This is a genomic window from Streptomyces sp. SID8352, from assembly GCF_009862265.1.
Classification (GTDB): domain Bacteria; phylum Actinomycetota; class Actinomycetes; order Streptomycetales; family Streptomycetaceae; genus Streptomyces.
Map to the genome: position 1 here is coordinate 315,373 of NZ_WWGX01000043.1, position 25,219 is coordinate 340,591.

Annotated in this window: 15 protein-coding genes; 4 read left to right on the top strand and 11 right to left on the bottom strand. The window is 72.5% G+C overall.

Features of this window, described 5'->3' with window-relative positions; genetic code table 11:
- Positions 1–136 precede the first annotated feature (136 nt).
- Entirely contained in the window at positions 137–472 is a 336-nt protein-coding gene (locus GTY84_RS15735) for an ArsR family transcriptional regulator (protein ID WP_161226883.1), read from the top strand.
- A 51-nt stretch (positions 473–523) separates the two neighbouring features.
- A complete protein-coding gene (locus GTY84_RS15740; RefSeq protein ID WP_161226884.1) occupies positions 524–1,555 on the top strand; it encodes an LLM class F420-dependent oxidoreductase in 1,032 nt (343 codons plus the stop codon).
- A gap of 132 nt (positions 1,556–1,687) precedes the next feature.
- Here the strand turns inward: GTY84_RS15740 and GTY84_RS15745 are convergent, their stop codons facing one another.
- On the bottom strand, positions 1,688–3,187 hold the full coding sequence (locus tag GTY84_RS15745) for an aldehyde dehydrogenase family protein (RefSeq protein ID WP_161226885.1): 1,500 nt from the start codon (positions 3,185–3,187) through the stop codon (positions 1,688–1,690).
- A 156-nt stretch (positions 3,188–3,343) separates the two neighbouring features.
- Here GTY84_RS15745 and GTY84_RS15750 point away from each other — a divergent pair, with 156 nt between their 5' ends.
- Positions 3,344–4,105: an SDR family oxidoreductase gene (locus GTY84_RS15750; RefSeq protein ID WP_161226886.1), complete on the top strand. Its 762-nt coding sequence runs from the start codon at positions 3,344–3,346 to the stop codon at positions 4,103–4,105.
- A 211-nt stretch (positions 4,106–4,316) separates the two neighbouring features.
- Here the strand turns inward: GTY84_RS15750 and GTY84_RS15755 are convergent, their stop codons facing one another.
- From GTY84_RS15755 to GTY84_RS15800, 10 genes are all read right to left on the bottom strand, one after another.
- Positions 4,317–5,801 carry a carotenoid oxygenase family protein gene (locus GTY84_RS15755; protein ID WP_161226887.1) on the bottom strand — a complete coding sequence of 495 codons (1,485 nt, stop codon included), beginning with the start codon at positions 5,799–5,801 and terminating at the stop codon, positions 4,317–4,319.
- 152 nt (positions 5,802–5,953) lie between these two features.
- Positions 5,954–7,201 carry a cytochrome P450 gene (locus GTY84_RS15760; protein WP_161226888.1) on the bottom strand — a complete coding sequence of 416 codons (1,248 nt, stop codon included), beginning with the start codon at positions 7,199–7,201 and terminating at the stop codon, positions 5,954–5,956.
- The gene (locus GTY84_RS15765) at positions 7,198–9,654 is read right to left on the bottom strand and encodes a KR domain-containing protein (protein WP_161226889.1); all 2,457 of its coding nucleotides are present in this window, start codon (positions 9,652–9,654) and stop codon (positions 7,198–7,200) included. Before GTY84_RS15765 ends, GTY84_RS15760 begins: the two co-directional genes overlap by 4 nt.
- Positions 9,651–11,090 carry a cytochrome P450 gene (locus GTY84_RS15770; RefSeq protein ID WP_161226890.1) on the bottom strand — a complete coding sequence of 480 codons (1,440 nt, stop codon included), beginning with the start codon at positions 11,088–11,090 and terminating at the stop codon, positions 9,651–9,653. The genes GTY84_RS15765 and GTY84_RS15770 overlap by 4 nt, the downstream gene beginning before the upstream one ends.
- Before the next feature lie 20 nt (positions 11,091–11,110).
- Positions 11,111–17,413, bottom strand: coding sequence for an SDR family oxidoreductase (locus GTY84_RS15775; protein WP_161226891.1), 6,303 nt, complete (start codon positions 17,411–17,413; stop codon positions 11,111–11,113).
- Between the two features lie 64 nt (positions 17,414–17,477).
- Positions 17,478–18,896, bottom strand: a complete 1,419-nt coding sequence (locus tag GTY84_RS15780) for an acyltransferase domain-containing protein (protein WP_161226892.1) — start codon at positions 18,894–18,896, stop codon at positions 17,478–17,480.
- A 175-nt stretch (positions 18,897–19,071) separates the two neighbouring features.
- Positions 19,072–19,920, bottom strand: coding sequence for an LLM class F420-dependent oxidoreductase (locus GTY84_RS15785; protein WP_202551155.1), 849 nt, complete (start codon positions 19,918–19,920; stop codon positions 19,072–19,074).
- A complete protein-coding gene (locus GTY84_RS15790) occupies positions 19,917–21,560 on the bottom strand; it encodes an AMP-binding protein (RefSeq protein WP_161226893.1) in 1,644 nt (547 codons plus the stop codon). The genes GTY84_RS15785 and GTY84_RS15790 overlap by 4 nt, the downstream gene beginning before the upstream one ends.
- 68 nt (positions 21,561–21,628) lie before the next feature.
- The gene (locus tag GTY84_RS15795) at positions 21,629–22,837 is read right to left on the bottom strand and encodes an MFS transporter (protein WP_161226894.1); all 1,209 of its coding nucleotides are present in this window, start codon (positions 22,835–22,837) and stop codon (positions 21,629–21,631) included.
- A gap of 191 nt (positions 22,838–23,028) precedes the next feature.
- Entirely contained in the window at positions 23,029–23,502 is a 474-nt protein-coding gene (locus tag GTY84_RS15800; protein ID WP_345943448.1) for a LuxR C-terminal-related transcriptional regulator, read from the bottom strand.
- Between the two features lie 836 nt (positions 23,503–24,338).
- Here GTY84_RS15800 and GTY84_RS15805 point away from each other — a divergent pair.
- Complete coding sequence (locus tag GTY84_RS15805) at positions 24,339–24,992, top strand: TetR/AcrR family transcriptional regulator (RefSeq protein ID WP_161226896.1); 654 nt, start codon at positions 24,339–24,341, stop codon at positions 24,990–24,992.
- Positions 24,993–25,219 lie beyond the last annotated feature (227 nt).

A 25,219-nucleotide genomic window follows, 5' to 3' on the forward strand; every position in this document is an offset into this window, starting at 1 on the left:
CCGGCCGGCGAAGTGATTTAGCGTCAGTTCGCCTTCCTCGTAAGGGGATCAAGCGTCGATGCCTTCATCAGTACGGTTCGATGTCCGTCCACCTGTTACCATTGCGTTGCGCAATGAAGAGCAATGAGGTGATAGTATGGCCCGCTACTTCAGTCAGCCCGACATTGACGAGATCGAGATCCTCGGTGTCATGAAGGCGCTCTCGGACGAGATTCGCATGCGGCTCGTTTCCGTTCTCGCGGACGGTGAATACCATGCCTGCCGTCCCGAGGAGTTCGACATCGGCGTCCAGAAGTCCACGCTGTCCCACCACTTCAAGGTCCTGCGCGAGGCCGGGCTCACCATGACCCGCCTGGAGGGGCGCAACCACCAGGTGCGCCTCCGCCGCGAGGATCTCGACCAGCGTTTCCCCGGGCTGCTCGACTCCGTGCTCGCCGCACTTCCGAACGGACCGGTCCGCGCCGCGGGCTGAGTGCCACCACCCCCGTCCCCACCGTCGCCGCACGAGTTCGAGGGAGAACGCATGAAGCTGGGATTCCAGACCAACTACTGGTCGTCCGGGCCGCCGGAGACGGCCGAGGCGCTGATCGCCGAGGCCGAGCGGCTGGGGTTCGACTCCGTCTGGACCGCCGAGGCGTACGGCTCGGACGCCCTGACCCCGCTCGCCTGGTGGGGCACGCGCACCCGGCGCGTCAGACTCGGCACGAACATCGTCCAGATGTCGGCCCGCACCCCGACCGCCACGGCGATGGCCGCGCTCACCCTCGACCACCTCTCCGGCGGGCGCTTCGTGCTCGGCCTCGGCGCGTCCGGCCCGCAGGTGGTGGAGGGCTGGTACGGGCAGCCGTACCCGAAGCCGCTGGCCAGGACCCGCGAGTACTTCGACATCGTGCGCCAGGTGATCGCGCGCCGCGCCCCGGTCTCCTTCGACGGAGCGCACTACCGCCTGCCGTATCCGGGCGGCACCGGACTAGGCAAGCCGCTCAAGTCCACCGTGCACCCGCTGCGCCCCGAGGTGCCCCTCTACCTGGCCGCCGAGGGCCCCAAGAACATCGCGCTCGCCGCCGAGATCGCCGACGGCTGGCTGCCCTTCCTCTTCTCCCCGCGCGCCGACGCCTTCCACCGCGAGCAGCTCGAACTCGGCTTCGCCCGCCGCTCCGCCGAGCGCACCGACCGCGCCGGCTTCGAGATCGCCGCCGGCGCTCCGCTCGTCCTCGACGACGACGTCCAGCGGGCCAGGGACACGGTGCGGCCCTGGATCGCGCTGTACGTCGGCGGCATGGGGGCCAAGGGCGCCAACTTCCACAACGACGTCGTCGCGAGGCTCGGTTACGAGGCGGAGTGCGCCAAGATCCAGGACCTGTACCTCGCCGGACGCAAGAAGGACGCCATCGCCGCGGTGCCGGACGCCATGGTGGAGGACGTGTCCCTGGTCGGTCCCCGGGAGAAGCTGCGGGACGAACTGGCCCGCTGGGACGAGTCGTTGATCACCACGCTGCTGATCCGCAACGACGACCCCAGGACGCTCGCCGCCGTGGCCGAGCTGAAGCCGTGACCCGGCGGGCGCGCCGGGGGCCGTCGTCCCCCGGCGCGCGGTGACCACGGCCCCGCGGGTGCGGGGACGAGGGGTGGCCGGTGCCGGACCGGCCACCCCTCGTCGTCTCCGCCCCGGCGCCGCCGGACCGGGTCAGGACAGGTCGGCGATGATCGTCTTGGTCTCCAGGTAGTTCTCCAGCACCGCGTGGCCCATCTCGCGGCCCCAGCCCGACTGCTTGTAGCCGCCGAAGGGGAGCGCCGCGTCGAGCGTGTTCCACGTGTTGACGAAGACCGTCCCCGCCCGCATCGCGTTGGCCGTGCGGAACGCGGTGCCCACGTCCCGCGAGAAGACCCCGGCGGCCAGGCCGTACACGTTGTCCCGCTCGACGGCGACGATGTCACCCAGCTCGTCGAAGGGCAGCACCGTCAGCACCGGCCCGAAGATCTCCTCGGCCACGACCTTCATGTCCGGGGTGACGCCGCTGAAGATCGTCGGCTCCAGGAAGTGCCCGGTGTCGCCGATGCGCCGGCCGCCGGTGCGCAGCTCGGCCCCCTCGGCCGTGCCGGACTCGACGTACCCCATCACCCGGTCGAACTGTTCCCGCGAGACCAGCGGACCCATCTGGGTCGCCGGATCGGTGCCCACCCCGACCTTGATCTTCTCCGCCTCGGCCACCAGCCCCCGGACCACGTCCTCCAGCACCGGCCGCTGCACATAGAGCCGGGACCCGGCCATGCAGGACTCGCCCTGGTTGAAGAAGATCGCGGCGGCCGAACCGGCCACCGCCCGCTCCAGGTCGGCGTCGGCGTAGATGATGTTCGGCGACTTCCCGCCGAGTTCGAGGGTGAGCTTCTTCAGGTTGCCCGCGCCGGCCCGCACGATCTCCTTGCCGACCTCGGTGGAACCGGTGAAGGCGACCTTGTCGACGTCGTGGTGGGCGGCGAGGGCCGCGCCCGCGTCGCCGAAGCCGGTCACGATGTTGACGACACCGTCCGGGATGCCCGCCTCCTGGATCAGCTCGCCCAGGCGCAGCGCGCCGAGCGGGGTCTGCTCGGCCGGCTTGAGGACCACGGTGCAGCCCGCGGCCAGGACCGGCGCCAGCTTCCAGGCCGCCATCATCACCGGGAAGTTCCACGGGATGATCTGGCCGACGACACCGACCGGTTCGCGCTGCGTGAACGAGAGGAAGCGGCCCGGGGCCGCCGCCGAGAACGGGATGGTGTTGCCCTCGATCTTGGTGGCCCAGCCGGACATGTAGTGGAACATGTCGGCGGTCATCGGGATGTCCGCGAACGCCGCGTGGGTCAGCGGCTTCCCGTTGTCGGTCGATTCGATGAGCGCCAGCTCCTCCGCGTGCTCCAGGACGAGGTCCCCGAGACGGTGGACGAGACGCCCGCGCTTCGACGGCGACATGGTGCGCCAGCGCGATCCCGGCTCGAAGGCGGCGCGCGCCGCGCGCACCGCCCGGTCCACGTCCCGGGCCCCGGCCCGGGGCACCCGGGCGATCACCCGTTCGGTGGCCGGGTCGACCGAGTCGAAGGTGGCGCCGTCCAGGGCGTCCACCCACGCGCCGTCGATGAGCATGCGGCGCGGCTCGGCACTGATGGTCTGCCCGGTCCGGCCCACGGCCGACTGCTCGGCTGTCGTCATTTCCGTTCCTCATTCCGTCCGTTGTCCACTGGCCGATGATGCGTTGCGATATTCATGTGAGGTGTGCATTCTCATGGAGCCTGTTGCACCGGGCATTTGACGGCGCGTACGCTGCCCGGAGAAATTCGGCCCCGAATGAAGTCGGAGGAGAATTCCATGAGTGCTGAAGTTTCCGCGCCCACCGCCCTGGTCACGGGTGCGGGCCGCGGAATCGGGAGGGCCACCGCCGTACTTCTCGCCGAGCGCGGACACCGGGTCGTCTGCCTCGACGTCGACGCCTGCGTGCGGGAGACGGCGGAGCGGACCGGAGGCGTCGCGGCCGTGTGCGACGTACGGGACGCCGCCGCGGTCCGGGCTGTCGCCGACGGTCTCGAACGGCTCGACCTGCTGGTGAACAATGCCGGGGTCTGGACGTTCAGCACCCTTTCCGATATCGACGTCGAGCATTACCGCAGGGTCCTCGACACCAATGTGCTGGGAAATCTCGTCTGCACCCAGGCATTCGCTCCGGTCATCGCCCGGAGCGGTGGCGGCGCCATAGTCAACGTCACGTCCTTTCTCGCGCGGACGGCCCGCGCGAACTCCGGCATCTATCCGGCCGCCAAGGCCGCGATCGTCGCCCTCACCGAGCAGGCCGCCGCCGAATACGCGGGCTCCGGCATCCGCGTGAACGCCGTCGGTCCCGGCCTGATCCACACCGACGGCGCCGCCGATCTCTACGGGCCCGACGACGCCGAACGGGCGCGGCGCGGCGGACACCTGCCGCTCGGCCGGCTCGGCGAGGCCGAGGACATCGCCGGGGTGATCGCCTTCCTCGGCTCCGACGAGGCCCGCTACGTCACCGGGCAGACCCTCTACGCGGACGGCGGGATATCCATCGGCACGATGGGCTTCCTGCACCGCGCCTGGACACCCTGACCCCGGCACCGGCAGGCCCCGGGGGCGGGCCCGGCGGTGCCCCGCCACCGGGCCCGGCCTCCCCGGAGCCGTCCGCCGCGTGCCCGCGGCCCCCCGGCGGCGGTCACGCACGCCCCACGCGCCGCCGGAGCGGGCTCCGCCCGGCTCCGCACCTGGGGCGTCCCGCCGCCCCGGGGGCACCGGCACCGGACCCCGCTCCCGCGCTCGCGCGTCAGACACCCCCCGGACGGGGGAGGTCGCCGAAGAACACGCCGTGGAAGTCGTTCGGGATGTGGTGCGGAACCCGGGCCCGCCCCAGCTCCTGGAACGAGGCGGCGTCCAGGACGAGCAGGAACGACGTGCCGGTGCGGGCGTCCAGGACCCCGGAGAGCACGACGCCGTCGTCCTCCGCGGTGGCGCCGGGCCGGCCCACGAACACCGCCTCGCTGGGGAAGCTGCCCTTCTCGTACCAGGAGGTGTGGGTGCCCGCCACGACGTCGAGCTTCAGCAGCCGGTTCATCGCCCGCAGGCTGCGCGGGGAGTGGCCGAGCCCGTAGGCGTAGCGGTACGGCTTCCCGTTGTGCGCGCGGTAGTTGATGCGCGGCATCTCCACACCGGCGTCGGTCAGGTCCACGACCCGCGCCGAGTCGGAGGAACCGCCCAGGGGCAGGACGAAGCGGCGGGCCGCGTAGCCGTAGGCCTGGAGGTCGAACTGGTCCTCCGAGGGCGCCAGCCCCAGCACGCTCTCGTACGGGGTCTCGGTGACCGCGATGTCGATGAGCAGGTCGCCGCCCACCTCGGCGGCGTTGATGTGGTGGAAGGCGAAGAACGCCGGGCCCTCGAAGGTCCGGGTCACCCGGCCCTCGCGCTTGTCGACGACCAGGAAGCGGGTGCCCCGCTCCGGCTGCCAGCTGAAGCACTGCACGAAGGTGTTGCCCGGTTCCAGGAACCGCTCGCGGTCGATGACGACGGGGATCTCCACCAGCACCACGTGGTTCTCGGTGGCGGCGAAGCTGTGCATGTAGCGCGGGTCCTCGCCGGTCTCGATGGTGGCGAGGCGGGTCTGGCGCAGGGTGTCCTCGGGCGTGTAGTGGACGTGGTAGACGGTCCGGTCCCGCATCTCCGTCGTGTAGTTGAGCAGCGCGCGGCGCTCGAAGTCGTAGTGCGGGTGCGGCGTGGACAGCTCCCCGGGGATGTGGCCCTCGAAGGCCAGTTCACCCACGGTCTCCAGGGTGCGCGGGTCGAACTCCATGTTCAGGGGCTGCTCGTTGAAGGCGAAGAACCGGTTCGCGAGCCGGGTCAGGTTCACGTTGGTGTTGTCGGAGATGTTCGGCGAGTACGCGGCGAAGTGCCGCCCGAACAGCTCCTCGCACGGGTCGACGCCGAACTGCTTGCCGTAGAGCTGCCCCTTGGTGACCGCCAGGTCGTACGCCGTCGTGCGCAGGTACTTGTTGGCGTAGGAGACCTGGCCCTCGCCGAAGGAGTAGGAGTGCAGCATGCCGATGCCGTTGAACCAGTGCGTGAGGCGGTAGTCGCCCACCTCGAACTTGGCGGGTCCGTTGCGGATCAGGGTGCCGCTGAGCCACTCGGGCAGCGCGCCCTCCACCGGCAGCCGGTCGATCCGCACCTCCTTGTCCAGGGTGGTGTACCCGGGGAAGTCGGGCAGCGGCTGCGGCTTCGGTGGGAACGGCGGCAGGGGCTGGGGCGTCTGGGGCATGGTCGGGGTTCCTCTCGCGATGGTGCGGCGGGGGGCGGGGGTGCCGGACACGGGTGCCGTGGCGCCGCGGACGGCCGGACACCCCCTCGGTCCCGTCCCCGGGCCGCCGCCCGCGGTGCTCCGGCCGGGCGGCGGCACGGTGACGACGGGACCTAGCTCGTGAAGGTCATGGGCATGGAGTGCGGGCCGCGGAAGGTCGGTGTCTCGGTGCGGTGGATCTTGGCGCGGTCCACCTCCGGACGGCGCACCCGCTCCACGAACTGCCGCACCGCCACCTCGTTGATGAGCTGGCCGAGCTGGCCGCCGAGGCAGTAGTGGGCGCCGTGGCCGAGGGCCAGGTTCTGGCTGCGGGGACGGTCCACGTCGAGCCGGTCCGGGTCCGGGAACGCCTTCGGGTCGCGGTGTGCCGCGCCCATCCACACATAGATCTCCTCACCGGCCCGGATGGTCTGGCCGCCCAGCTCCACATCGCGCACCGGGCGGCGCTTGGTGAGCTGGACCGAGCTGTCGTACCGCATGAGTTCGGGCGTGGCGTACGGCACGAGGGACGGGTCGGCGGTCAGCCGGGCCAGGACGTCGGGGTGGTCGAGCAGGGCGAGGACGCTGTTGCCGATCTGGTGGGCGGTGGTCGTCTGGCCCGCCGTCAGCATGAAGATCAGGTTCCCGAGCAACTCCTCCTCGCTGGTGAAACCGCCGTCCGCCCAGGCGTCGGCCAGGGTCTGCATCAGATCGTCGGTCCGCTCGCTCTCCCGGCGGCGCAACTGCTCGCGGAAGTAGTCCATGTACTTGCCGACGCTCGCCAGGTGGTAGCCCGGGTGCTCCTTGCTCAGCGGCCCCTCGTCGACCAGCAGGCCCCAGCTCAGGATCCGCTTCCAGAACAGCTCGCGTTCCTCGACCGGCACTCCGAGCACCCCGCAGACGACGGCGGACGGCAGCGCCATCGCGTAGTCCGTCATGAAGTCCATCCCGCCGCGTGGCAGGACCGCGTCCAGCAGGGCTCTCGCACCGCGCTCGATCCCGTCGCGCATCGCCTCCACGGCACGCGGCAGGAACGGCTTCGTCATCAGCTTGCGCAGCCGCTTGTGGTCCGGGGCGTCGGTGACGAAGAGCTGGGAGTACAGGGCGCGCAGGGGCGCCGCCTGCTCGGGGGAGTGCGTGCCGGGATCCCACTGGGGGCGGCGCGCGGAGAAGACGGAGTCGCGCAGCGTCGTCAGCGCGGGCTCGTACCCGGTGACCATCCACGCGCCGCCATCGCCCATCGTCGGGTCCCACAGGACGGGGTTGATCTCCCGGGCACGACGGTAGAGCGGGTACGGGTCCTCGACGTAGCGGGGCGTGTAGACGCCCATCATGGACAACTCGTTGTCACGGTCCGTGGGTCCGGTGAGCTGAACGGTCATGGTGCGTCTCCTCGGTAGCTGGCTGCGTGGACGCGCAGCACGTGCGCGCCCGACGCCTCGTCGGACACGAGCCAGTCGCCCCGCCGGGGGTCTCCCTCGACCAGCAGGCGGGCGCCCGACATCCGGGCCGTCCCGGGCGGCCGCAGCAGCGAGATCCGGCGCACCCGCAGCTCGGGCGGACCGCCGGGGCCGTCGGCCGGCGTGCGGCGCAGCAGGTTCTCCAGTGCCGTCAGCGGCAGGCTCTGCTCGGGCCAGCGCGGCAGCATCCAGACGTCGTTGGCCGGAGCCTCGGTGAGGCGGGCGGCGACCAGGGCCCCGGCGGTGTCCTGCCAGGAGGCGAGCGGTAGCACCCGGCCGCGCCAGCGCAGCCCCCGGGGCGCGCCCCCCGCACCGTGCCGGGCCGGGGCGCCCTCCGGCACCGCTCCGCCCGGTCCCGCTCCCGGGACGGCCCGCGGCCCGTCCGCCGCCCGGTGCACCACGCGCAGCCGGGCCGCCTCGCGGGGCAGCGCCGCACCCGTGCGGTACACCACCTCCACGTGCCACGCCCCGTCGACGTACGCCGCGCGCGCGGTGCGCTCCAGGGGCGCCGCCCCCGCGTCGAGGCGCAGCGCGGCCGGGCGCACCCGGATGTCCTCGAAGCGGTCGGGGACGAGGGGCGCGAGGTCCTCCGGGGGCAGCCAGGCGGCCGCCCACAGCGCGTTCTCCAGGAGCAGCGAGACCGGCAGGGCGGGGGCTCCGTCGACCTCGAAGTCGGTGAGCACCGGCACGCGTTCCCGGGTGAGGGTGATCCGGGCGGTCAGGCCGCGGTGCGGCGCGTGGTCGCTGACGTCGCCGAGGTGGAAGAGCGCCGGGACGAGGGCGCGGTAGCCGGGCAGTTCCTCGCTGCCCGGGTAGCCGAGGGCCTGGAGCGGCCCGAGCGCCCGGCCGAACGGGCCCACGTAGGTGACCTCCCCGCGTGTGCCCGCGGCCAGTTCCGCGAGCCAGAGGCGCACCCCCTCGTCGACGTCGAGGGCGGCCATGTAGCGCAGCGTCGCCTCGAAGTTGGCGACCATGCCGACCCGGTCCCAGGTCGGCCAGCACAGCGTCATCACCGGGAACGGCGCCACCCGGTCGGCCCACAGGGCGAGCCGGGCGAGCCCCTCGTTGGCGGCGCCGTAGTCGAGCTGTCCGACCATGCCGCCGAGCCGCCCGGTGAGCGAGCCGACCGCGCAGAAGAACTTCAGCGGCAGCGCGCGCACCCGCTGGAACAGGTGGAGGAAGCCGTCGGTCTTGGTGGTGACGGTGCGCAGGAACTCCTCGTCGGTCTTCTTCGGGAACCGCGCGGGGGTGTCGACACCGGCGTTGTGGATGACGGCGGTCGGCGGCCCGTCCAGCCCGTCGAGCAGCCGGCCGACCGCGTCCGGGTCGGTGAAGTCGCAGGTGCCGTAGGTGATCCTGAGGCCCTCGCGGTGCGCCCCCGAGAGATGGGCGAGCAGCTCCCGTTCGCGCCGCGCCGCGGCGATGGCCGCGCGGATCACGGTGATCGGCCGCCCCTCGGCGCGCAGACCCCACAGCCCCCGCTCGTACGCCGCGAAGTCCGCGTCGCCGGCGGTCAGCCAGGGCGCGGCCGCCGGGTCGGGCAGCGGGCCGCGCCCGGTGACCACGACGCGGCAGCCGTGAGCGCGGGCCAGCGCCGTGGCGATGAGCCAGCCGATGCCCCGCCCGCCGCCGGAGACCAGCACCAGGTCGTCGGGGCCGAGCGGCACCGCGGGCGGGCCCGCGTCCTCCGCCTCGGCCCGCAGGGTGAAGCGGTGCCCGCCCCGGTGCCCGATCTCGAACAGGCCCCACCGGTACAGCTCGCGGCAGATCCGCTCCGGCAGCAGGTCCGTCTCGTCGAGCGAGGTGTCCAGGATCCGGGTGTTGCAGTTGGGGATCTCCCGGTGCAGCGTCTTGGCCAGGCCCGCCCAGATGCCGCCGAGCGGCTGCGGCCCCGCGCCCGGGGCGTGGTCCTCGGGCGCGAAGCCCATGCCCCCGCCGAGATAGGTGACGGCGAGGTAGAACAGCCTGCGGGTCGCGGTCTCCCGCTCCCACTCCGGGTAGCAGGCGCGCAGGGCGGCGACCGTGCGCAGCAGCGCCGGCGCGTGGGCGTCGCCGCGCTCCGGGTCGAAGGGTTCGGCGAGGGTCAGGTCGACGAGGCCGTCGGGCAGCCGCCCGTCCACGCGCCAGTCCCCGCCGGGACCCGGGTCCGTGACGACCCGGGCGCCGCACTCGCGCAGCCGGGCGGCGACGCGCGCGGCGAGCGGCGGGGTGCCGCCCAGGACGGCGATCCGGGCCCCCGCGATGGCCGGAGCGGTGTGCGCGGGCGGCACGGGCTGCCGCACCGGCCGCCACCGCATGCGGCGCACCGGGGCCACCACGGGGCCCGCCCCGTCCGGGGCACCGGGGCCGCCGTCCTGGGCGACGCCTGTGCTCATGTCCGGACCGCCTCCTGGTCGGCGTACTTGATCTGCATCAGCACCTCGGGCAGGGGCCGCAGCGAGACCAGCGCGCCGGGGGTGACGGGATGACCCGACACCAGGTGCAGCCGGAACCGCTGGGTGATCATGGCGACGGCGAACTGGATCTCCAGCAGGGCGAGGTCCATGCCGATGCACTTGCGGGCGCCGCCGCCGAACGGGAAGTAGTCGTAGCGGTCCCGGCCCGCGGCGCGCCCGCCGACGGCGCCGGTGGACTTCCCCTGGTGGGCGGGGCAGAACCGCCGGGGGTCGAAGGCCTCCGGGTTCTCCCAGACGGCGGCGTTGTGGTGGGCCGCGTAGACCGGGACGAGGACGGTGCTCCCGGCGGGCACGTGGTAGCCGCCGATCTCGTCGTCCTCCACGGTGTCCCGGGGGAACAGCCAGATCGGCGGGTACATCCGCAGCGACTCGTCCACGACCTGCCGCAGATACGGCAGGTCCGGCAGGTCGGCGGCGGTCGGGACGCGTCCGCCGAGGACCCGCTTCAGCTCCTCGTCGAGTTCGTCGCGGACGTTCTGGTGCTGGGCGATGGCGTAGAGCGTCCAGGTCAGGGCGCAGCCGGTGGTCTCGTGCCCGGCGAGGAACAGCGTCTTGAGCTCGGCCCTGATCTGCGTCTGGGTGAAGGGCTTCCCGGTGACCGCGTGGGTGGCGTCGAGCAGGGCGGCGACGACGCTGTCGGGGCTGCCGCCGCCGTCGCGGTGCAGGTCGATGATCTCGTCCATGACGCCGTTGAGGACCTTCTGGTGGTGCTTGAGCCGGCGCTGGTACCGGGTGGGCACCCAGCGCGGCAGCATCTGCTTGACCTCGCCGGTGAGGATCATCGCCTTGAGCGAGAAGCGCACGGCCGGCATCAGCCGGTCGGAGTAGTCGCGCAGGTCGACGCCGTAGAGCAGGCGGCCGATGACACCCATCGCCAGCCACATCATGTCGTCGGTGATGTCGACGTCCTCGCCCCTGGCGGCCTTCTCGTCCCAGCGGGCGAGCAGTTCCTCGACCGTTCCGGTGATGGTGTCCGAACTCTCGCGCAGCCGGGACCTGTTGAAGAACGGCTGGGTGACGGAGCGCCGGGTGCGCCACTCCGGTCCGTCGGTGGTGAGCATGCCGCGGCCGAAGAACAGGTGGAAGCCGCGGTAGAAGCGCCCGCGCACGTAGTTGCGGGAGTTGTCCTGGAGGACGTGCTTGACGTGCTCGGGCTGGGTGATCTGGTGGACCAGGTAGGGGCCCATCTTCATCCGCGCGATGCCGCCGAACTGCCGCTGCAGTTCCACCAGGAGCTTGAGGGTGTCCTTCCGGAAGCTGCTGAGGGCGCCGAACAGAACGCTGCCCTCGGGCCCGGGCGCCAGGCGGCGGCCCTGCCCCGGCGCGGCCTTCCCGGCGGGCTCGGTGGTCGGCACGGCGGTCTCCTTCTTCGGTGTCATCGGCCGTTCGCCCCCACGGGGGCGGTCCGCTGTTCCTGATCGGGCACCGGCCGCTTGTCCGGCGTGTGGAGGGCCCCGGTCACGGCGTCGACGTAGCCGATGACGGTGGCGGAGACGTCCTTCATCTGCAGGACGACCCGGCCGCCGGGGGCCACCGCGACGAAGCGGTTGTCGGGCGCCCGCTCGGTCATGTCGAAGGCGGGCGGCGTCGCGTAGAGGTCCAGCCGTCCGTACTGCGCGGTGAGTTGGAGGTCGTTGCCCGCCGTGTACAAGTCGATCCGGCGGATGGACAGCGGCGCGGCGATCGGCACCAGACGGCCGTCGACCAGATGCAGGACCCCGGTGCGGGCCAGCCCGTCGAGGAGGATCGACGGCGCGGTGAAGCGGCTGAACGCCGGGTCGTCCGGAGCGAGGTCGAGACGGTACGTGGAGCGCTTGCCCAGCGGGTGGAGCCGGGTGTCGTGGGTCGACACGAACGGCCCGGTCAGCGACACCGGCGAGGCCGGCACGTGGTAGGGATCGGCGACCGGCCGCTCCCCGGCCGGGTCCCAGGGCTCCCAGCGGGGCGCCGCGCTGTACTCGGCGGCCAGCAGCACCCGGGCGGTGAAGTGGGGCCGGTCCTCGACGAGCAGCACGCCGCCGGGCGAGCGCACGTCGGTGGTGATCCGGATCTCCACCGCGGTCAGCTCCGCGGTGCGGGCCACGACCTTCGCCGCGATCCGCTTGGGCGTGGACGCCGTGTCCTCGTACACCCGCAGGAAGTGGTGGAACACCAGGTCCTCGAAGGCCACGACCTTCAGCCCCGGCACCAGTTCCCGGGCCGCCTCCGCGGCGATCTCGGTGACGAAGGTGCCCGGCAGGGTGGGCACGCCGCGGACCCGGTGGTGGCGGAGGTAGCCGTCGGCGGCCAGGTCGAACACGCACTCGTGCACCGCCTCGTCCGGCCCCGACGACACCTTGCGGCGCAGATAGAACCAATCGCCGCCGGACGGGCGCGGTGCGTCGAGGTAGCCCGGGTAGAAGCGCTCCACGGTGGCCCGCTCGGCGGCTCCGAGGTGCACCACCGACGGCTCGTTGCGGCCCGTCGCCAGCTCCCGCACGAAGTGGTCGACGCCCTCGGCCACCGGCATGTGGCTGTAGGAGCCGGCCCGCTTGAAGTACGCCTTGGTCAGCTCGTTGGCGCCCATCCCGACCCCGTCCCACAGGGTCCAGCCGACAGTGAACTCCTCGGCGCCGCGCGCCCGGCTGCCCCAGGTCGCGGCCGAGGCGAGGAAGTCGTTGCCGGAGGCGTAGTCCGGCTCGCCGAGCTGGCCGAAGTAGCCCAGCAGCGAACCGAAGTTGCACCAGCTCCGCGGCGGGCGCGCGGCGAAGGCGCGCCGCAGGTTGCGGTAGCTGCGCAGTTTGAGGTCGCGGATCGAGGTGAACTCCGCGAACGACTTGTCCCTGATGAGCGCGGAGCGCTGGCGACCCGCCGCGTTGATCAGCAGGTCCACACCGCCCGGCTGCTCCGCGAGGACCCGGCCCACCGCGGCCCCGACGGCGTCGGCGTCCTGGACGTCGCAGCTCAGGTAGGTGACCCGGCCCGGCCCGCAGTGCTCCTCCATGGCGCGGATGTTGGCGCGGGCCGCGCGGGCGTCGGTCATCCGGTCGAACTCCCGGTTGATCCGCGCCACGTTCCCGCCGCCTCCGGCCAGCCGCTTGCGGATGTAGGACTGCCGGGTGGCGGCGAACGCCTCGTCGTCGCCCTCGAAGACCTCCGCCGGATAGCTGTCCAGCGGGTTGCTGCCGATCAGGTAGACGCGCGGGCGGTGGCGGGCGGCGAGGCCCTTGACGACCTCGGCGGTGATGCCCCGGGCCCCGCCCACGGCGAGCACCACCGCCTCCGGGCCCAGCAGGGCGGGACCGGGGGCGGGCTCGGGGGCCGCCTCGGCGAGGGTGTGGCCGAGGCGCCGTCCGCCGTCGAGGAGGACGACGGGGAACAGGCGGGTCGCCGTGGACTCGCGCTCGGCCGCCAGGGCGGCGCCGCGCAGCCCGCGTTCACCGGTGCCCAGGGCGAAGACCAGGCAGTCCGCCAGCTCCAGGTGGGCGCACTTGACGAGTCCGGTGAACAGGCCGGTGAAGGGGTGCGGCACCCCGTTGTCGAGGGCGCCGGTCAGCAGGGTCACGAAGGAGGAGCCGGCCGTGCCCAGGTCGTCGTGGGCGTGGCGCAGCGTCAGGAACGCCGCGTCGTGCAGCGCGATCAGGGAGGCGGCCCCGCCCTCCAGGGACGCGGGCAGGGGCGCGGTGCGCGCGAGGTCGGTGACGACCCGCAGGTGCCGGACGGGCCCTCGGTGCTCGGCGAGCGCGGCGCCCACCGCCTCCTCGGTCACCTCCGGCAGATGGCGCCAGCCTGGCCTGGTGACGTCGACGGGCGCGGTGGACAGGACGGTCGCGTCGGCGGGCAGGTGGCGCAGGCTGGCGCCCAGGTCCGGCAGGTCGGTGAGGACCACGACGCCCGCCGGGAGGAACGGGACGCGGTCCACCGAGCCGGTGGTGTCGGCGAGTTCGGTCAGCCGTGGCACATGGCGGACGACGGTGTGCCCCGGGGAGCCGCCCGGACCGGTGGGCGCGGGCCCGCCCGGTGCCCCGGTACCCCCGCGCGCTCCGCCGCCGCTCCCCGTCCCCGGGGCTCCGGCGGAGGAGGGCACGGCAGGCGTGGCGGGCTCGGCGGCGCTCGGCGCCGGGAGCTTCCCGGTGGGCGCGGCGGCAGTGACCGCGGCGGGCCGTACGGACGCCGTCCTCGCCTCCTCCGCCGCGGGCTCCGGGGTCAGCGCGCCGGTGACCGTGAGGGTGAGGTGGGTGGCGGGGAGCCCGGGGTCGGGCGCGCAGGTGACGGTGATCCGCCCGGCGGGCCGGTGCAGCGCCTCCAGGACGGCGAGGCCGCCCGCCGCGCCCAGGTAGTGGGAGCGCCCCGGGCCGTCGGCGGACGGCATGACGTCGATGCGTCCGGCGTCCCCGGGAGCCTCGCCGCCGACGGTCAGCTCGTCGACGTAGCCCAGGATGTCGAGGCCCGCCGCCCGTGCCGTCTCCTCGGTGGCCAGGGTGAACAGGAAGGAGCCCTCCGCCAGCGGCGGCCGTCCCGGCCCGCGCCCGCACACCCCGTCGAGCAGCGCGTCGTACTCGGGCAGCGAGTTGCCGTTGATGCCTCCCGCGAGCGCGAACTCCAGCTCGCCCGTGCGCAGATAGCGGCAGGCGGTCTCGATTGCGGCGAGCGCGGAGGCGGGGCCCGCGTCGAGCGTGATGTTGGGGCCCTTGAGGTCGAAGTGGTTGGCGACGCGCGCCGAGATGATGTTGGGCATCATCCCGGGGAACGAGTCCTCGTTCGAGGCCGGGATCTGGCCGCGCACCCGATCCCGGACCCCGGTCAGGAGCGCGTCCAGACCGGGCAGCGCGGCGGTGGCGGCGTCCGTGGTCAGCGCCTTCTCGACGTCGTCGAGGAAGCAGCGGTTGGCGAAGAGCATGGCGGCCCGGGTCGGGCCCATGTTGCCGACGAAGACACCGGCCGACGTGGTGTTCGCGTCCCAGAAGCCGGTGAGCCGCCCGCGCAGGTCGTGGGCGCACTCCAGGATCATCAACTGGCAGCGGTCGATGGTGCGCACGGTCGCCGGGGGCATCCGCACCTTCTGGAACGGCGGCGGCGGATACGTCTCGCCGAAGCTGTCCCCGGGCCGGTCGCTCCCGCGGGTGACCCACTCGGTGACCCCGTCCCGGTCGAGCCCGGGCACGTGCGCGGACCAGGCCACCACCGCGACGCGACGCGAGGCGGCGGCGGAGGACGGCCGCCGCGGAGCGGGCAGGTCCGGACGGTCCTCCTGCACGATGAGGTGGGCGTTGGTGCCGCCGAAGCCGAACCCGGAGACCGCGGCGGTGCGCGGGCGCCCGGACCCTGCCGGCCACGGCACCGGCTCCTTCGGTATCTCCAGCCGTGTGGTGCCGAGGTCGAAGTCGGGCTGCGGCGAGGAGTAGCGGAACTGGCGCGGGATCGTCTCGTGCTCCATCGCGAGCAGCGCCTCGATCACCGAGACCACCCCGGCCGCCCAGCCGGTGTGCCCGATCAGGGACTTGTTGGAGGTGACGTATCCGGTGCGGTCCCGGCCGAAGTGGGAGCGCAGCGTCGTGAACTCCGCGAGGTCGCCCGCCGGGGTGCCGGTGGCGTGCGCGATGATCCAGTCGACGTCGGACGCGCCGACGTCGCCGTCGAGCGCCGCCCGCACCGCCAGGTCCTGGCCCGCCGAGTTGGGCGCGTAGATGGCCTTGCCCTTGCCGTCGGAGGAGGCGCCGAACTCCTTGAGGACGCCGAGGACCCGGTCCCCGTCGCGCCGGGCGTCCCGCAGCCGCTTCAGCACGACGACGCCCGCGCCGTCCGCGAAGATGACGCCGTCGGCCTTGGCGTCGAGGGAGTGCACGGCGCCGCGCTTGGACAGGCCCTGCAGCTTGGAGAAGAGCACGGTGCCGCGCGGCGCGAGGGCGAACGCCCCGCCGCAGACGGCGATGTCGTGCTTGCCCGTCTGCAGCCCCTTGACCCCGATGTCCACGGCGTAGAGGGAGGAGGAGCAGGCGGTGTCCACCATCTGCAGTTCGGTGGACCTGGGCAGGATGCCGTCCATCGCCAACTGGCCCACGTGGTGCGGGAGGAAGCGGGCCGGGTCCTGGGCGCCGCGCCAGTACCGGCGGGCGAGCGTGTCGCGCACCGTGCCGAGCAGCCGCTCGCGGTCCTGGTCGCCGAGCCCCAGTCCGTCGGCCACCTCGCGGGCCCGGTCGCCGATGCCGGCCAGCACCCCCGCCTCCTCCAGGTGCTGGCTGCCGTCCGGGGTGTACCCGACGAGGAACGCGTAGCGCGAGTCGTCGTCCCGGTGCACCCCGTCGAGGGCCTGGACCAGGCTGTGCCGCAGCCAGGTGGTGGTCAGCTCGTGGTCGGCCGCGTCCCCCATCGTGTCGACGGACCCGCGCACCGGCTCGAAGTCCGTGATGAACACACAGGTGTCCTGGTACGACTTGTCCTCGGCCGCGGTGTCCGAGGAGTGGAACGTGCCCCGCTCCCAGCGGTCCTCCGGTACGGGGACGAAGAGTTCGGCGCCCTTGGTGCGCAACTCCCAGAACTCCTCCGGGCCGTTGGCGCCGGCGACAGCCAGGCCCATGCCGACGACGGCGATCTCGTCGGTGTCGGCCTCGGCCTCGGATACGGGCTCGGTGCCCGGTACACCCTCGGGGCCCGGCACGGCCAGTGCGTGTGGCACGGCCTGCGGCCCGGGTGCGGGTGCCGGCTCGGGCGCGGCTCCGGGCGTTCCGCCCGCGGCCGGTTCGGCGACGGGGGCCGCCCGGACGGCGGGTGAGGGCGTGGCTCCGGGTACGGCTTCGGGCGCGGACGCCGTGGCCGGGACCGGGGATTCGGCGGACGCCGCCCCCGGGGACGCCGCCCCCTCCGCCGAGGACCCACCGGCTCCGGCGGCGTCCCCGGGCACCGGGTCGGCGCCGGTCCGCGGCTGCGGCGACATCAGCGCCGCGCCCAGGCTCAGCCCGCCGTCCGCGAGGACCACCTGGCCCGTGATCCAGCTCGCGTCGTCCGAGGCGAGGAAGGCCACCACGGCGGCGAACTCCTCGGGACGCCCGAGGCGGCCGAACGGAGTGGACCCGGTGATGGTGCGCTGCATCTCGGCGGCCTGCGGGAACTGGTCCGCGACCTCGCTCACCAGCATGGCCGCCGACGCCGTGTTCACCCGGATGCCGAGCGGCGCGAACTCCACCGCGAGATAGCGGGCGGCGGCCTCGGCGGCGGCCTTGGCGGGCGCGCAGGCCAGGTAGTTGGCCATGACCATCTGCGAACTGCCCAGCGCCGAGAGCTGGATGATGGAGCCGCCCCCGCGCCGGGCCATCAGCGGGGCGGCGGCGCGGGCGCAGCGCAGTCCCCCCTTGTAGTTGGTGTCGATCGCCCGGTCGAGGTGGGCGTCGGTGATCTCGTCGAGCGGGACCAGCGCGCCGTTGGCCGCGTTGTTGACCAGGATGTCGAGGTACCCGAACCGCTCGTCGATCTCGGCGAACATCCGGTCCACCTGGTCCTGGCGGGCCACCGAGCCGCGCACGAGGTCGACCTCGGCGCCGAGCGCGCGCAGTTCGTCGCGCAGGGTCTGCGCCTCCGCGTGCGAGTGGAAGTAGTTCACCAGGACGTGGGCGCCCCGCAGGGCGAGTTCCCTGGCCACGGCGCGCCCGACGTTTCTGGCCCCTCCGGTGACCAACGCCAGCTTGCCCTTGAGTTGTCGCATGGATCGCTAACCCCTTCCGGCTGTCCTGTTCGCGTACGCGGCGCACGGCGGCCCTGCGGGTGGCTCAGCCGGTGAGGGCTGTCCCGCCCTTCAGGTTGGTGTGGACGAGGTCGACGACCTTGCCGAAGGTGTCGTACGAGGCGAGCCGGAACCCGGCCTCGCGCGGTGGGAGCCCGTAGTGCCGGGTGACCCGGGCGAGGAGCTCGACCTGCTTGACGGAGTCGACGCCGAGTTCCGCCTCCAGGAGCACGTCCTCGGTGAAGACCTCCTCCGGGTACTCCAGGGCCGTGGCGTAGGTGGTGCGCACGAGCGCCGCCACCTCCTCGGTGGACGGGAGGCCGGGGGCGTCGGGCGCCGCGGCCGGTGCGGGGGGCTGTTCGGTGGCGGTCGCGGGGGCCGCCGTCGCAGGGGCCGCGGCCGGTCCTCCGTTCAGCTCCGCCCGGACCAGTTCGACCAGGCGGGGACCGAAGGCCTCCCAGAATTCCTCGATGGTGGGCACGCTGCCGCCTTCCAGTCCGTTGAGGAGCGCGTCCAGGGACAGCCCGCCCTCCGCGTCGAGGGCGAGTGACGACCTGACGGTCGCCTCGGCCGGGGGGAGATTGCGCCGGACGAGCTTTCCGAGTGCGCCCAGGGCGCCGGACTCGACGAATACGGAGAAGCCCTCGGCGTTCAGCCTCCGCATGGCCCCGGTGAACCTGACCGGGAGCACGAAGTGGCGGGAAAGGCATTCCGTCAGCACGTCGGAGTCCGTGTAATGGCGCTCGAGGATCGGCGAGTAGACCGGGACCTCCAGGGGGCGCTGGGCGAGCCCGGCGATGCGCTGGGCGAAGACAGGCACCAGCGGTGCCAGGACGGGGTTGTGGAACGGGAACGGGGAGTTGAGCTCGACCGCGCCCACGTCGATGTGCCCGGCGATGCCGACGACGCGGGCCAGCGCCCCGGCCGGCCCGCTGATCACGGTCTGCGTCGGGTGGTTCTCACTGGCCACCGCGAGGAGTTCGTCGCCGACCAGGTCGATGACCTTGCGCACCTGGTCGGCGGGCATGGACAGCGCGGTCATCCGGCCGGTGCCGAGTCCGGCCTCCATGATGACGCGGGCCCGTTCGGCGGTGATCCGCGCGCCGTCCGCGACGCTGAACGCCCCGGCGGCCACCAGCGCGGCGATCTCCCCGAGGCTGTGGCCGACGTGGACGCCCGCCCGTACTCCGTGGGCGTCGAGCACGCTGAACGCGGCCATGTCGCTCGCGTAGATGGCGAGTTGGGACACCCAGGCGGGGTGGCGCAGAATCGACGCCGCGTCGAGGGGTTCTCCCTCCAGCAGCAGCTCCGATACGCCCCGGCCGAAGAGTTCCTCGGCCACGGTGTCGACTTCCTTGAGGACGAGTTCCACCTGCGGGTGCCGGGAGTGGGCGAGCCGCAATGCCGCTCCGTCGAAAGCACCTTGACCGGGGAAGAGGAAAACAGTCTTCTCGTTCGGCTTCATCGGTCGAAACCTTCCATAGACGCCTCGGTCGAGTGAACCATCTCCACGGCGGCCAGGAAATTGGACCTAAGTACACGCAACAGTTCGACGGTTGCGGAACTGACGGGGCCCGTACGCCGGTACGGCGCACGGGCCCGGTGGTGCCTGATCCGGTCGGAGGGACCGGTGCCGGCGGTCAGTGCAGCAGACCGTCCAGCAACTGCGTGATGTGTTCGAGCTGGGCCCTGACCTGCTGGGGGCCGCCCGCGGTCACCGGCATCAGGATGCGGGTGACCCCGACCGCCGCGTAGTCGGGGATCTGCTCGGGGGTGTGCAGTCCGCCGTACAGGGTGATGGGCAGCGGGGCGCGCCCGGCCGCGCGCGCGAGCACCCGCAGCTCCTCCGCCTGGCGCACGAGCCGGCCGAAGTGCGTGGCGAGCGGGAACCAGCCGTCCCCGTACTCCACCACGCGGCGCAGCACGTCCCGTCCGTTGCCGCCGACCAGGACCGGCGGATGCGGCTGGCGGGACGGCTTGGGCCAGGACCAGATGCGGTCGAAGTCGACGTACTTGCCGTGGAAGGTGGCCTCGTCCTGGGTCCAGATCGCCTTGACCGCCCGGACGTGCTCGCCCATCCGCTCGAAGCGGGTGGCCGGGTCGACGCCGTGGTTGCGCATCTCCTCCGTGTTCCAGCCCGGCCCGACGCCGAGCACCAGGCGCTCCCGGGAGAGCTGGTCGAGGCTCGCGGTCTCCTTGGCCAGGATGATCGGGTCGCGCTGGTTGACCAGGCAGATGCCGGTGCCCAGCAGGATCCGCTCGGTGACTGAGGCCGCGGCGGTCAGCGCGATGAAGGGGTCGAGATTGCGGTAGTAGCGGGAGGGCAGTTCCCCTCCGGTGGGGGAGGGGGACTCGCGCGAGGCGGGGATGTGGGTGTGCTCCGTGAAGAACAGCGATTCGAATCCCAGGTCCTCGACCATGCGGGCCAGTTCCGTGACCGCGATCCCGTCGAACACCGGGAAGGTCACCACTCCGAATTTCACACTCATGCCTTCTGCTCGGCCCTCTGTTCCGTCTGTTCCTTCGGCCGCCCCGAGCGGGCCGCCGGGATCCCGGCCAGCTCGCGCCGGAGCACCTTGCCCGCGCCGGAGCGCGGGAGCGCGTCGACGATCCGCACCTCGCGGATCTTCTTGTACGGCGCGACCCGCGCGGCGACGTACTCCATCAGCTCGCTCTCCACGGCCCCCGGCGGGCGCGGTACGGCCTCCGGGGCGAGGACCACGTACGCCCTCGGGTACTCCTCGCCGTACTCGTCCACGGCGCCCGCCACGCCCGCGTCGGCCACCAGCGGATGGCCGAGGAGACAGCCCTCCAGCTCACCGGGGGCTATCTGGTAGCCCTTGTACTTGATGAGGTCCTTGACCCGGTCGCGCAACCGGATCCAGCCGTCGTCGTCGACGAGGCCCACGTCGCCCGTGCGCAGCCACCCCTCGGCGTCCAGGGCCCGCTCCCCGGGCTCACCGGAGCCGGGCGCGTACCCCTTCATCACCTGGGGCCCGCGCACCCACAGTTCACCCTCCTCACCGGGACCGAGGGACCGGCCGTCGGCCACGGAGACCACCCGCAGCTCGGTCATCGGCAGCAGTCGGCCCACGGAGCCGGGCGGCGGGGTCTCGCCCTCGGGCGGCACCGTGATGCCCGGTGACATCTCCGTCATGCCGTACGCCTGCACCACCGGGACCCCGGTCCGGCGCTCCACCCCGGCGGCCACGTCGCTCTTGAGCGGGGCGGCCGAGCACAGGATCTGCCGGACGGTGGCGAAGGCCGCCGGGTCGACCGCCGGGTGCTTGAGCAGGGCCACGGCGATGGGCGGGGCGATCAGGGCGTGGGTGACACGGTGTTCGGCGAGCGTGTCGAGGAACGTCTCGAAACGGAACCGGGGCACGACCACCAGTGTGGCGCCGTTGCGGAGGCTGAGCCCGATCAGCGTGGAGAAGCCGTAGGCGTGGAAGAAGGGGAGCACCGCGAGGACCCGGTGGCCGGGGCCGACCCGCATGGCGTGGCTCATCTGCGCGATGTTCGCGGTGAGACCGGCGTGGGTGAGCAGGACGCCCTTGGGGGTGCCCGAGGTGCCGCTGGAGTACGGCAGCAGGGCCACGTCGGCCGGGTCCGCGGGGTGCCGCGGCGGCCCCGGGTCCGGGGCGGCGGTGCTCAGGTCCGCGAGGTCGCGCAGACCCGTGGTGTCCCCGTCCTCCTTCTCCATCAGGACGACCTCGTCGACGGCCCCGGCGGCGCGGGCCGCGAGGGCGAGCGGCGCGAAAGCGGCCGCGCTGACCACGGTGCGCGCCCCGCTGCTCCTCAGGTGGCTGATCAGCTCGGCCCCGGTGGCGAGCGCGCTGACCGGTGTGACCACGGCGCCCGCGCGCAGCGCGGCGAGGCAGGCCACCGGGTACAGCAGGGAGTTGGGGGCGTGCACGGCCACCACGTCGCCGGGCCCGATCCCCGCGTGCGACAGTCCGGCCGCCACCGAGTCGACGAGGTCGGCGAGGCGTCCGTAGGTCAGGGTGCGTCCGGTGACGGAGTCGACGAGCGCGGGACGCCCGCCGTGCTCGCGCGCGTGTTCCAGGACGTACGACACCACGTCGTCGTGCGGCAGATCGATGGCCGGGAACCGACTGGGATGGATCATGTTTCCTCTCCCGGGAAGAGGCCCGCCCCTCCGGGCGCGCCGGAGGGGCCTGCCGGAGGGTGCGGTTCTCAGGTGCGGGGTGACGGCTCCGCCACCGGAGCGGCCTGTGGCGCCCCGTCGGAGGAGGGCTTGCCGCGCCGGGCGATCAGGCTCCGGGCGATCTCGGCGGTGCCCAGGCCCAGCACGATGAACACGGCGCCGACCAGGCCGAGGTTGTACGCGCCGAAGAGGGAGATGCCGGCCGCGCCGGTGCCGCCGGAGGCGGAGACGCCGAGGTAGAGGGCGGCCGCGTTGAGCGCGATGCTCAGCGGGGCGCCGGCCGGGTTGATCTGGATGAGGCGGTGCTGCTGCGGCACGAGCACACCCCAGCCGCACAGGCCCCACACCACGAGGGCGAGGGCGGCGGTCACGGTGTTCCTGCTGCTCAGCGGGAGCAGCAGGAAGTTGAGGGCGGCGATGACGATGGCGCTGTTGATGACGACCCGGCTGCCCAGCTTGTCGGTGAGCGAGCCGCCGCCCAGGTTGCCGAGCGTGGCGGCGATGCCCCAGATGAACAGCAGCACGGCGAGGGTCGTGCCGTTGCCGTCGGTCGCGCGGTCGAAGGAGATGGCGATGTACGTGTAGACGGTGTAGAGGCCCATGAGCACCAGCACCGTGGTGAGCAGGGTGAACACGATGCGGGTGTCGCGCAGCGGCGTGAGCCGCTGGCTCAGCTTGACCGGCGGCAGTGACGGGACGGCCGGCAGCATGGTCATGACGCCCACGGCCGCGACCAGGGCGAGCGCCACCACGAACCACATCGTGGTGCGCCAGTCGGACTGGCTGCCGATCACGGTGCCGATGGGCGCGCCGAGCGCGGTGGCGCCGCTGAGGCCGGCCATCACGATGGCGAGGGCCTTGCCCCGCTTCTCCGGCGGCGCCAGGGTCGAGGCGGTCACGCTCGCGGTCGGGGTGAACATCGCGGCGCCGAGTCCCGCGACCACCCGCGAGGCTACGACCAGGCCGAACGTGGGGAGCACGGCGGTCAGCACGTTGCCCAGGGCGAGTACGAGGAGGCCGCTGATCAGCAGTTGCTTGCGGGGCCAGTGCGCGGTCGCCGCCGCCATCACGGGGGAGAGCACCGCATACGAGAGCGCGAATACGGTGACGAGCTGCCCGGCGGCGCTGTTGCTGACGTTGAGGTCATCCGCGACATTGGGCAGGATTCCCGCCACGACAAAGCTGTCGGTACCGATTGCGAACGTCCCGAGAGCTAATACTAGGAGGCGGCTGTACATGCCTTGACTCCACTTCGAATACCAAAGGTTCGATGAGCTTCATACTATGACGCGCCTCACGTTGGGTGTCAAGATAACTCGCTGACCTGCGGCAATGGCGAAGCCTCGCCTCGGCGTCAGTGGGGGATACGCCGGGGCGAGGCTCGGTGGAGGGGGGTGAGCGGCAGGGAAAGGGGGGCGGGTTCGCGCCGTTATCCCGCGGCCAGCCCCCTGTCCGACTGGCGGTGGGAGAGCGACACGAGGCCGACCTGGAGTCGGGACTCGAGTTCCAGTTTCTCCATGATGCGGGCCACGTGCGCCTTGACCGTGCGTTCGGTCACGCGCATGCGCGATGAGATGGCGCGATTCGAGAGGCCGGAGCCGAGGAGGTGGAACACCTCGGACTCGCGGCAGGAAAGGAGGCGGACTCTCGCGAGGGAGTCCGACCAGTCGGGGTCGATGTCCCGGTCGGTCCGGAAGCGATGGGAGACATCCCGCAGCACAGGTCGTTCCGCAGTCCCGTGGGGGGAGGTCCTCGGACGTCGATTTTGAAGATTCACAGAGTCCATCAATGGATCCTTAAACCAACCTCGATGACCGTTTGGTTGTGATGTTACATCGGGGACTGTCTTTGCACTCAAGATCAAGATTCGCCCGTTCGACCGGAATTCAACCGTTGGTTCCATGGTGCGAAAGGGGCATTTGGGGTATTTTTCCGCGAATCAATCGACAAGATTCGAACCATCCCGCTCAAAAATATAGCCCTGGATTCACGTATGCATTGGCATCGGGGGCGATTTCAGGGCAGCTTTTGTCGAAAATTGACCAGAGTGATATTTGTCACGCACGGAGGCTGTATGGATATGGCACCCGGTGACATCGGACTCTCCTGGGGTGTGAGGGGAAGGCGTCGTGCGGTCCGCTCGGTGCGGGGGAGAAGCCCCTGGTGGGCGGGGTCCCGTCCGGCGGCACTCCGTGCCCGACAGGGTTGATGTGCGCCCGATCGTCCGGTGCCGAGCGTTGGTCGCGGCGGCGCCACCGGCGACGTTCAGGGCCCGCCCGGCGGGGGAGACCGGGGCGGGGTTGCGGTGCGGCGGGGTGCCGGGCCCGGGGCGCGCGGTCCGGGATCGGAGCCGGGCGGTGCGGGCGACCCCGGCGACGGATGCCCGCGCGGGCCGGCCCGGAGAGTGCCGCCGCGTCCCAGGTGGGAGGCGTCGGCGGCGCGGGCCGCGGACTGCCGGGAGCCCGACGGTCGGGGCGGTGGAGAGCGCGGCACGGCCGACGCCGGGGCCCGTTCGCCGGAAGGGGAGCGGCGGCGTTCTGAGCGGCCGTCCGGTCCCTCGTGGCCTCGCCCCTGCACGGAGGGGGCGTGGGTCGTCGGCGTCCCGGGGCCGGTGTTGCCCGCTCGCCGTCCTGTGCCGAATCGGGGCGGGAAAAGGCCCATTGTGCAGTAACGAGTGCCCGGCGTCGAGTTCTGCCGAGTTAAATTGGTTGACACATATGATGCGGCTTGGAGGGATGAATGATCGACTCTGCCGTCGCTCTGCCTCAGGGACGCCGTCAGCGCAATAAGGCCAGAGTGCAGGAACGCCTCTTCGAGGCGGCCGTGGAGCTGATCGCGCGACACGGCTACGACAACACCTCGATCGACGAGATCGCGGCACGTGCCGATGTGGCCCGGGGTACCTTCTTCAACTACTACCCGCGCAAGGACGACCTGATCTCTGAGTGGAGCGCCCGCCGCGGCACCGAGTTGCGCCGCTCGCTCGTCACGGAGGCCGGCGGACTGGAACCCGGGGACACGGTCAGCCGCTTCCACCGCTGCCTCGCCGCCCTCGTCGAACTGAACGAGGACCGACAGGAGGTCAACCGCTCCATGGTCACCGCCGCGGTACGGGCCGGCTGCCTGGGTGCCCGGGAGTCGGCCACCGCCGAGTTGTTCACCGCGATCCTCACGGACGGACAGGCCCGGGGGGAGATCGGCGAGGGCTTGGACCCCGACCGGCTGGGGCTGCTGCTCCGCGACGCCTACCTCGGCGTCCTGACCCGCTGGGCGGTGGGCGCCGAGCAGGACCATGCCTCGCTCTACCGGGAGCTGCACGAGGTCTTCAAGGTCTTCCTGATCGGCGCGCTGCCCCGCACGGCCCACCGCGACTGCTGCCCACACACCGCCTGACGCCCCGCCGGAAGCCCCCCGCGCACTCGTAACGTTCGCGCACCCGTACGCCCGCGCACCCGTACGTCCGTGCTCGCGCACGGCCGCGCCCTCCTGCGTGCGGGTGCGCACGGCGCCTGTCGCCGACTCCGCGGAGGGCCGTCCGGCGGCGCACCGGCTGAGCGGTGCTGCCGGTCGCGTCGTGGATGTGCCCCGTCGGCCGACCGGTGCCGCCGACACGGGAACCT

Coding starts and splice junctions, on each gene's coding strand:
- GTY84_RS15745 (WP_161226885.1), bottom strand. CDS start 3,187: ATGACGACAGCCGAGCAGTCGGCCGTGGGCCGGACCGGGCAGACCATC.
- GTY84_RS15765 (WP_161226889.1), bottom strand. CDS start 9,654: ATGAGCACAGGCGTCGCCCAGGACGGCGGCCCCGGTGCCCCGGACGGG.
- GTY84_RS15775 (WP_161226891.1), bottom strand. CDS start 17,413: ATGCGACAACTCAAGGGCAAGCTGGCGTTGGTCACCGGAGGGGCCAGA.
- GTY84_RS15740 (WP_161226884.1), top strand. CDS start 524: ATGAAGCTGGGATTCCAGACCAACTACTGGTCGTCCGGGCCGCCGGAG.
- GTY84_RS15785 (WP_202551155.1), bottom strand. CDS start 19,920: ATGAGTGTGAAATTCGGAGTGGTGACCTTCCCGGTGTTCGACGGGATC.
- GTY84_RS15760 (WP_161226888.1), bottom strand. CDS start 7,201: ATGACCGTTCAGCTCACCGGACCCACGGACCGTGACAACGAGTTGTCC.
- GTY84_RS15805 (WP_161226896.1), top strand. CDS start 24,339: ATGATCGACTCTGCCGTCGCTCTGCCTCAGGGACGCCGTCAGCGCAAT.
- GTY84_RS15780 (WP_161226892.1), bottom strand. CDS start 18,896: ATGAAGCCGAACGAGAAGACTGTTTTCCTCTTCCCCGGTCAAGGTGCT.
- GTY84_RS15795 (WP_161226894.1), bottom strand. CDS start 22,837: ATGTACAGCCGCCTCCTAGTATTAGCTCTCGGGACGTTCGCAATCGGT.
- GTY84_RS15750 (WP_161226886.1), top strand. CDS start 3,344: ATGAGTGCTGAAGTTTCCGCGCCCACCGCCCTGGTCACGGGTGCGGGC.
- GTY84_RS15735 (WP_161226883.1), top strand. CDS start 137: ATGGCCCGCTACTTCAGTCAGCCCGACATTGACGAGATCGAGATCCTC.
- GTY84_RS15790 (WP_161226893.1), bottom strand. CDS start 21,560: ATGATCCATCCCAGTCGGTTCCCGGCCATCGATCTGCCGCACGACGAC.
- GTY84_RS15755 (WP_161226887.1), bottom strand. CDS start 5,801: ATGCCCCAGACGCCCCAGCCCCTGCCGCCGTTCCCACCGAAGCCGCAG.
- GTY84_RS15800 (WP_345943448.1), bottom strand. CDS start 23,502: ATGGAACCAACGGTTGAATTCCGGTCGAACGGGCGAATCTTGATCTTG.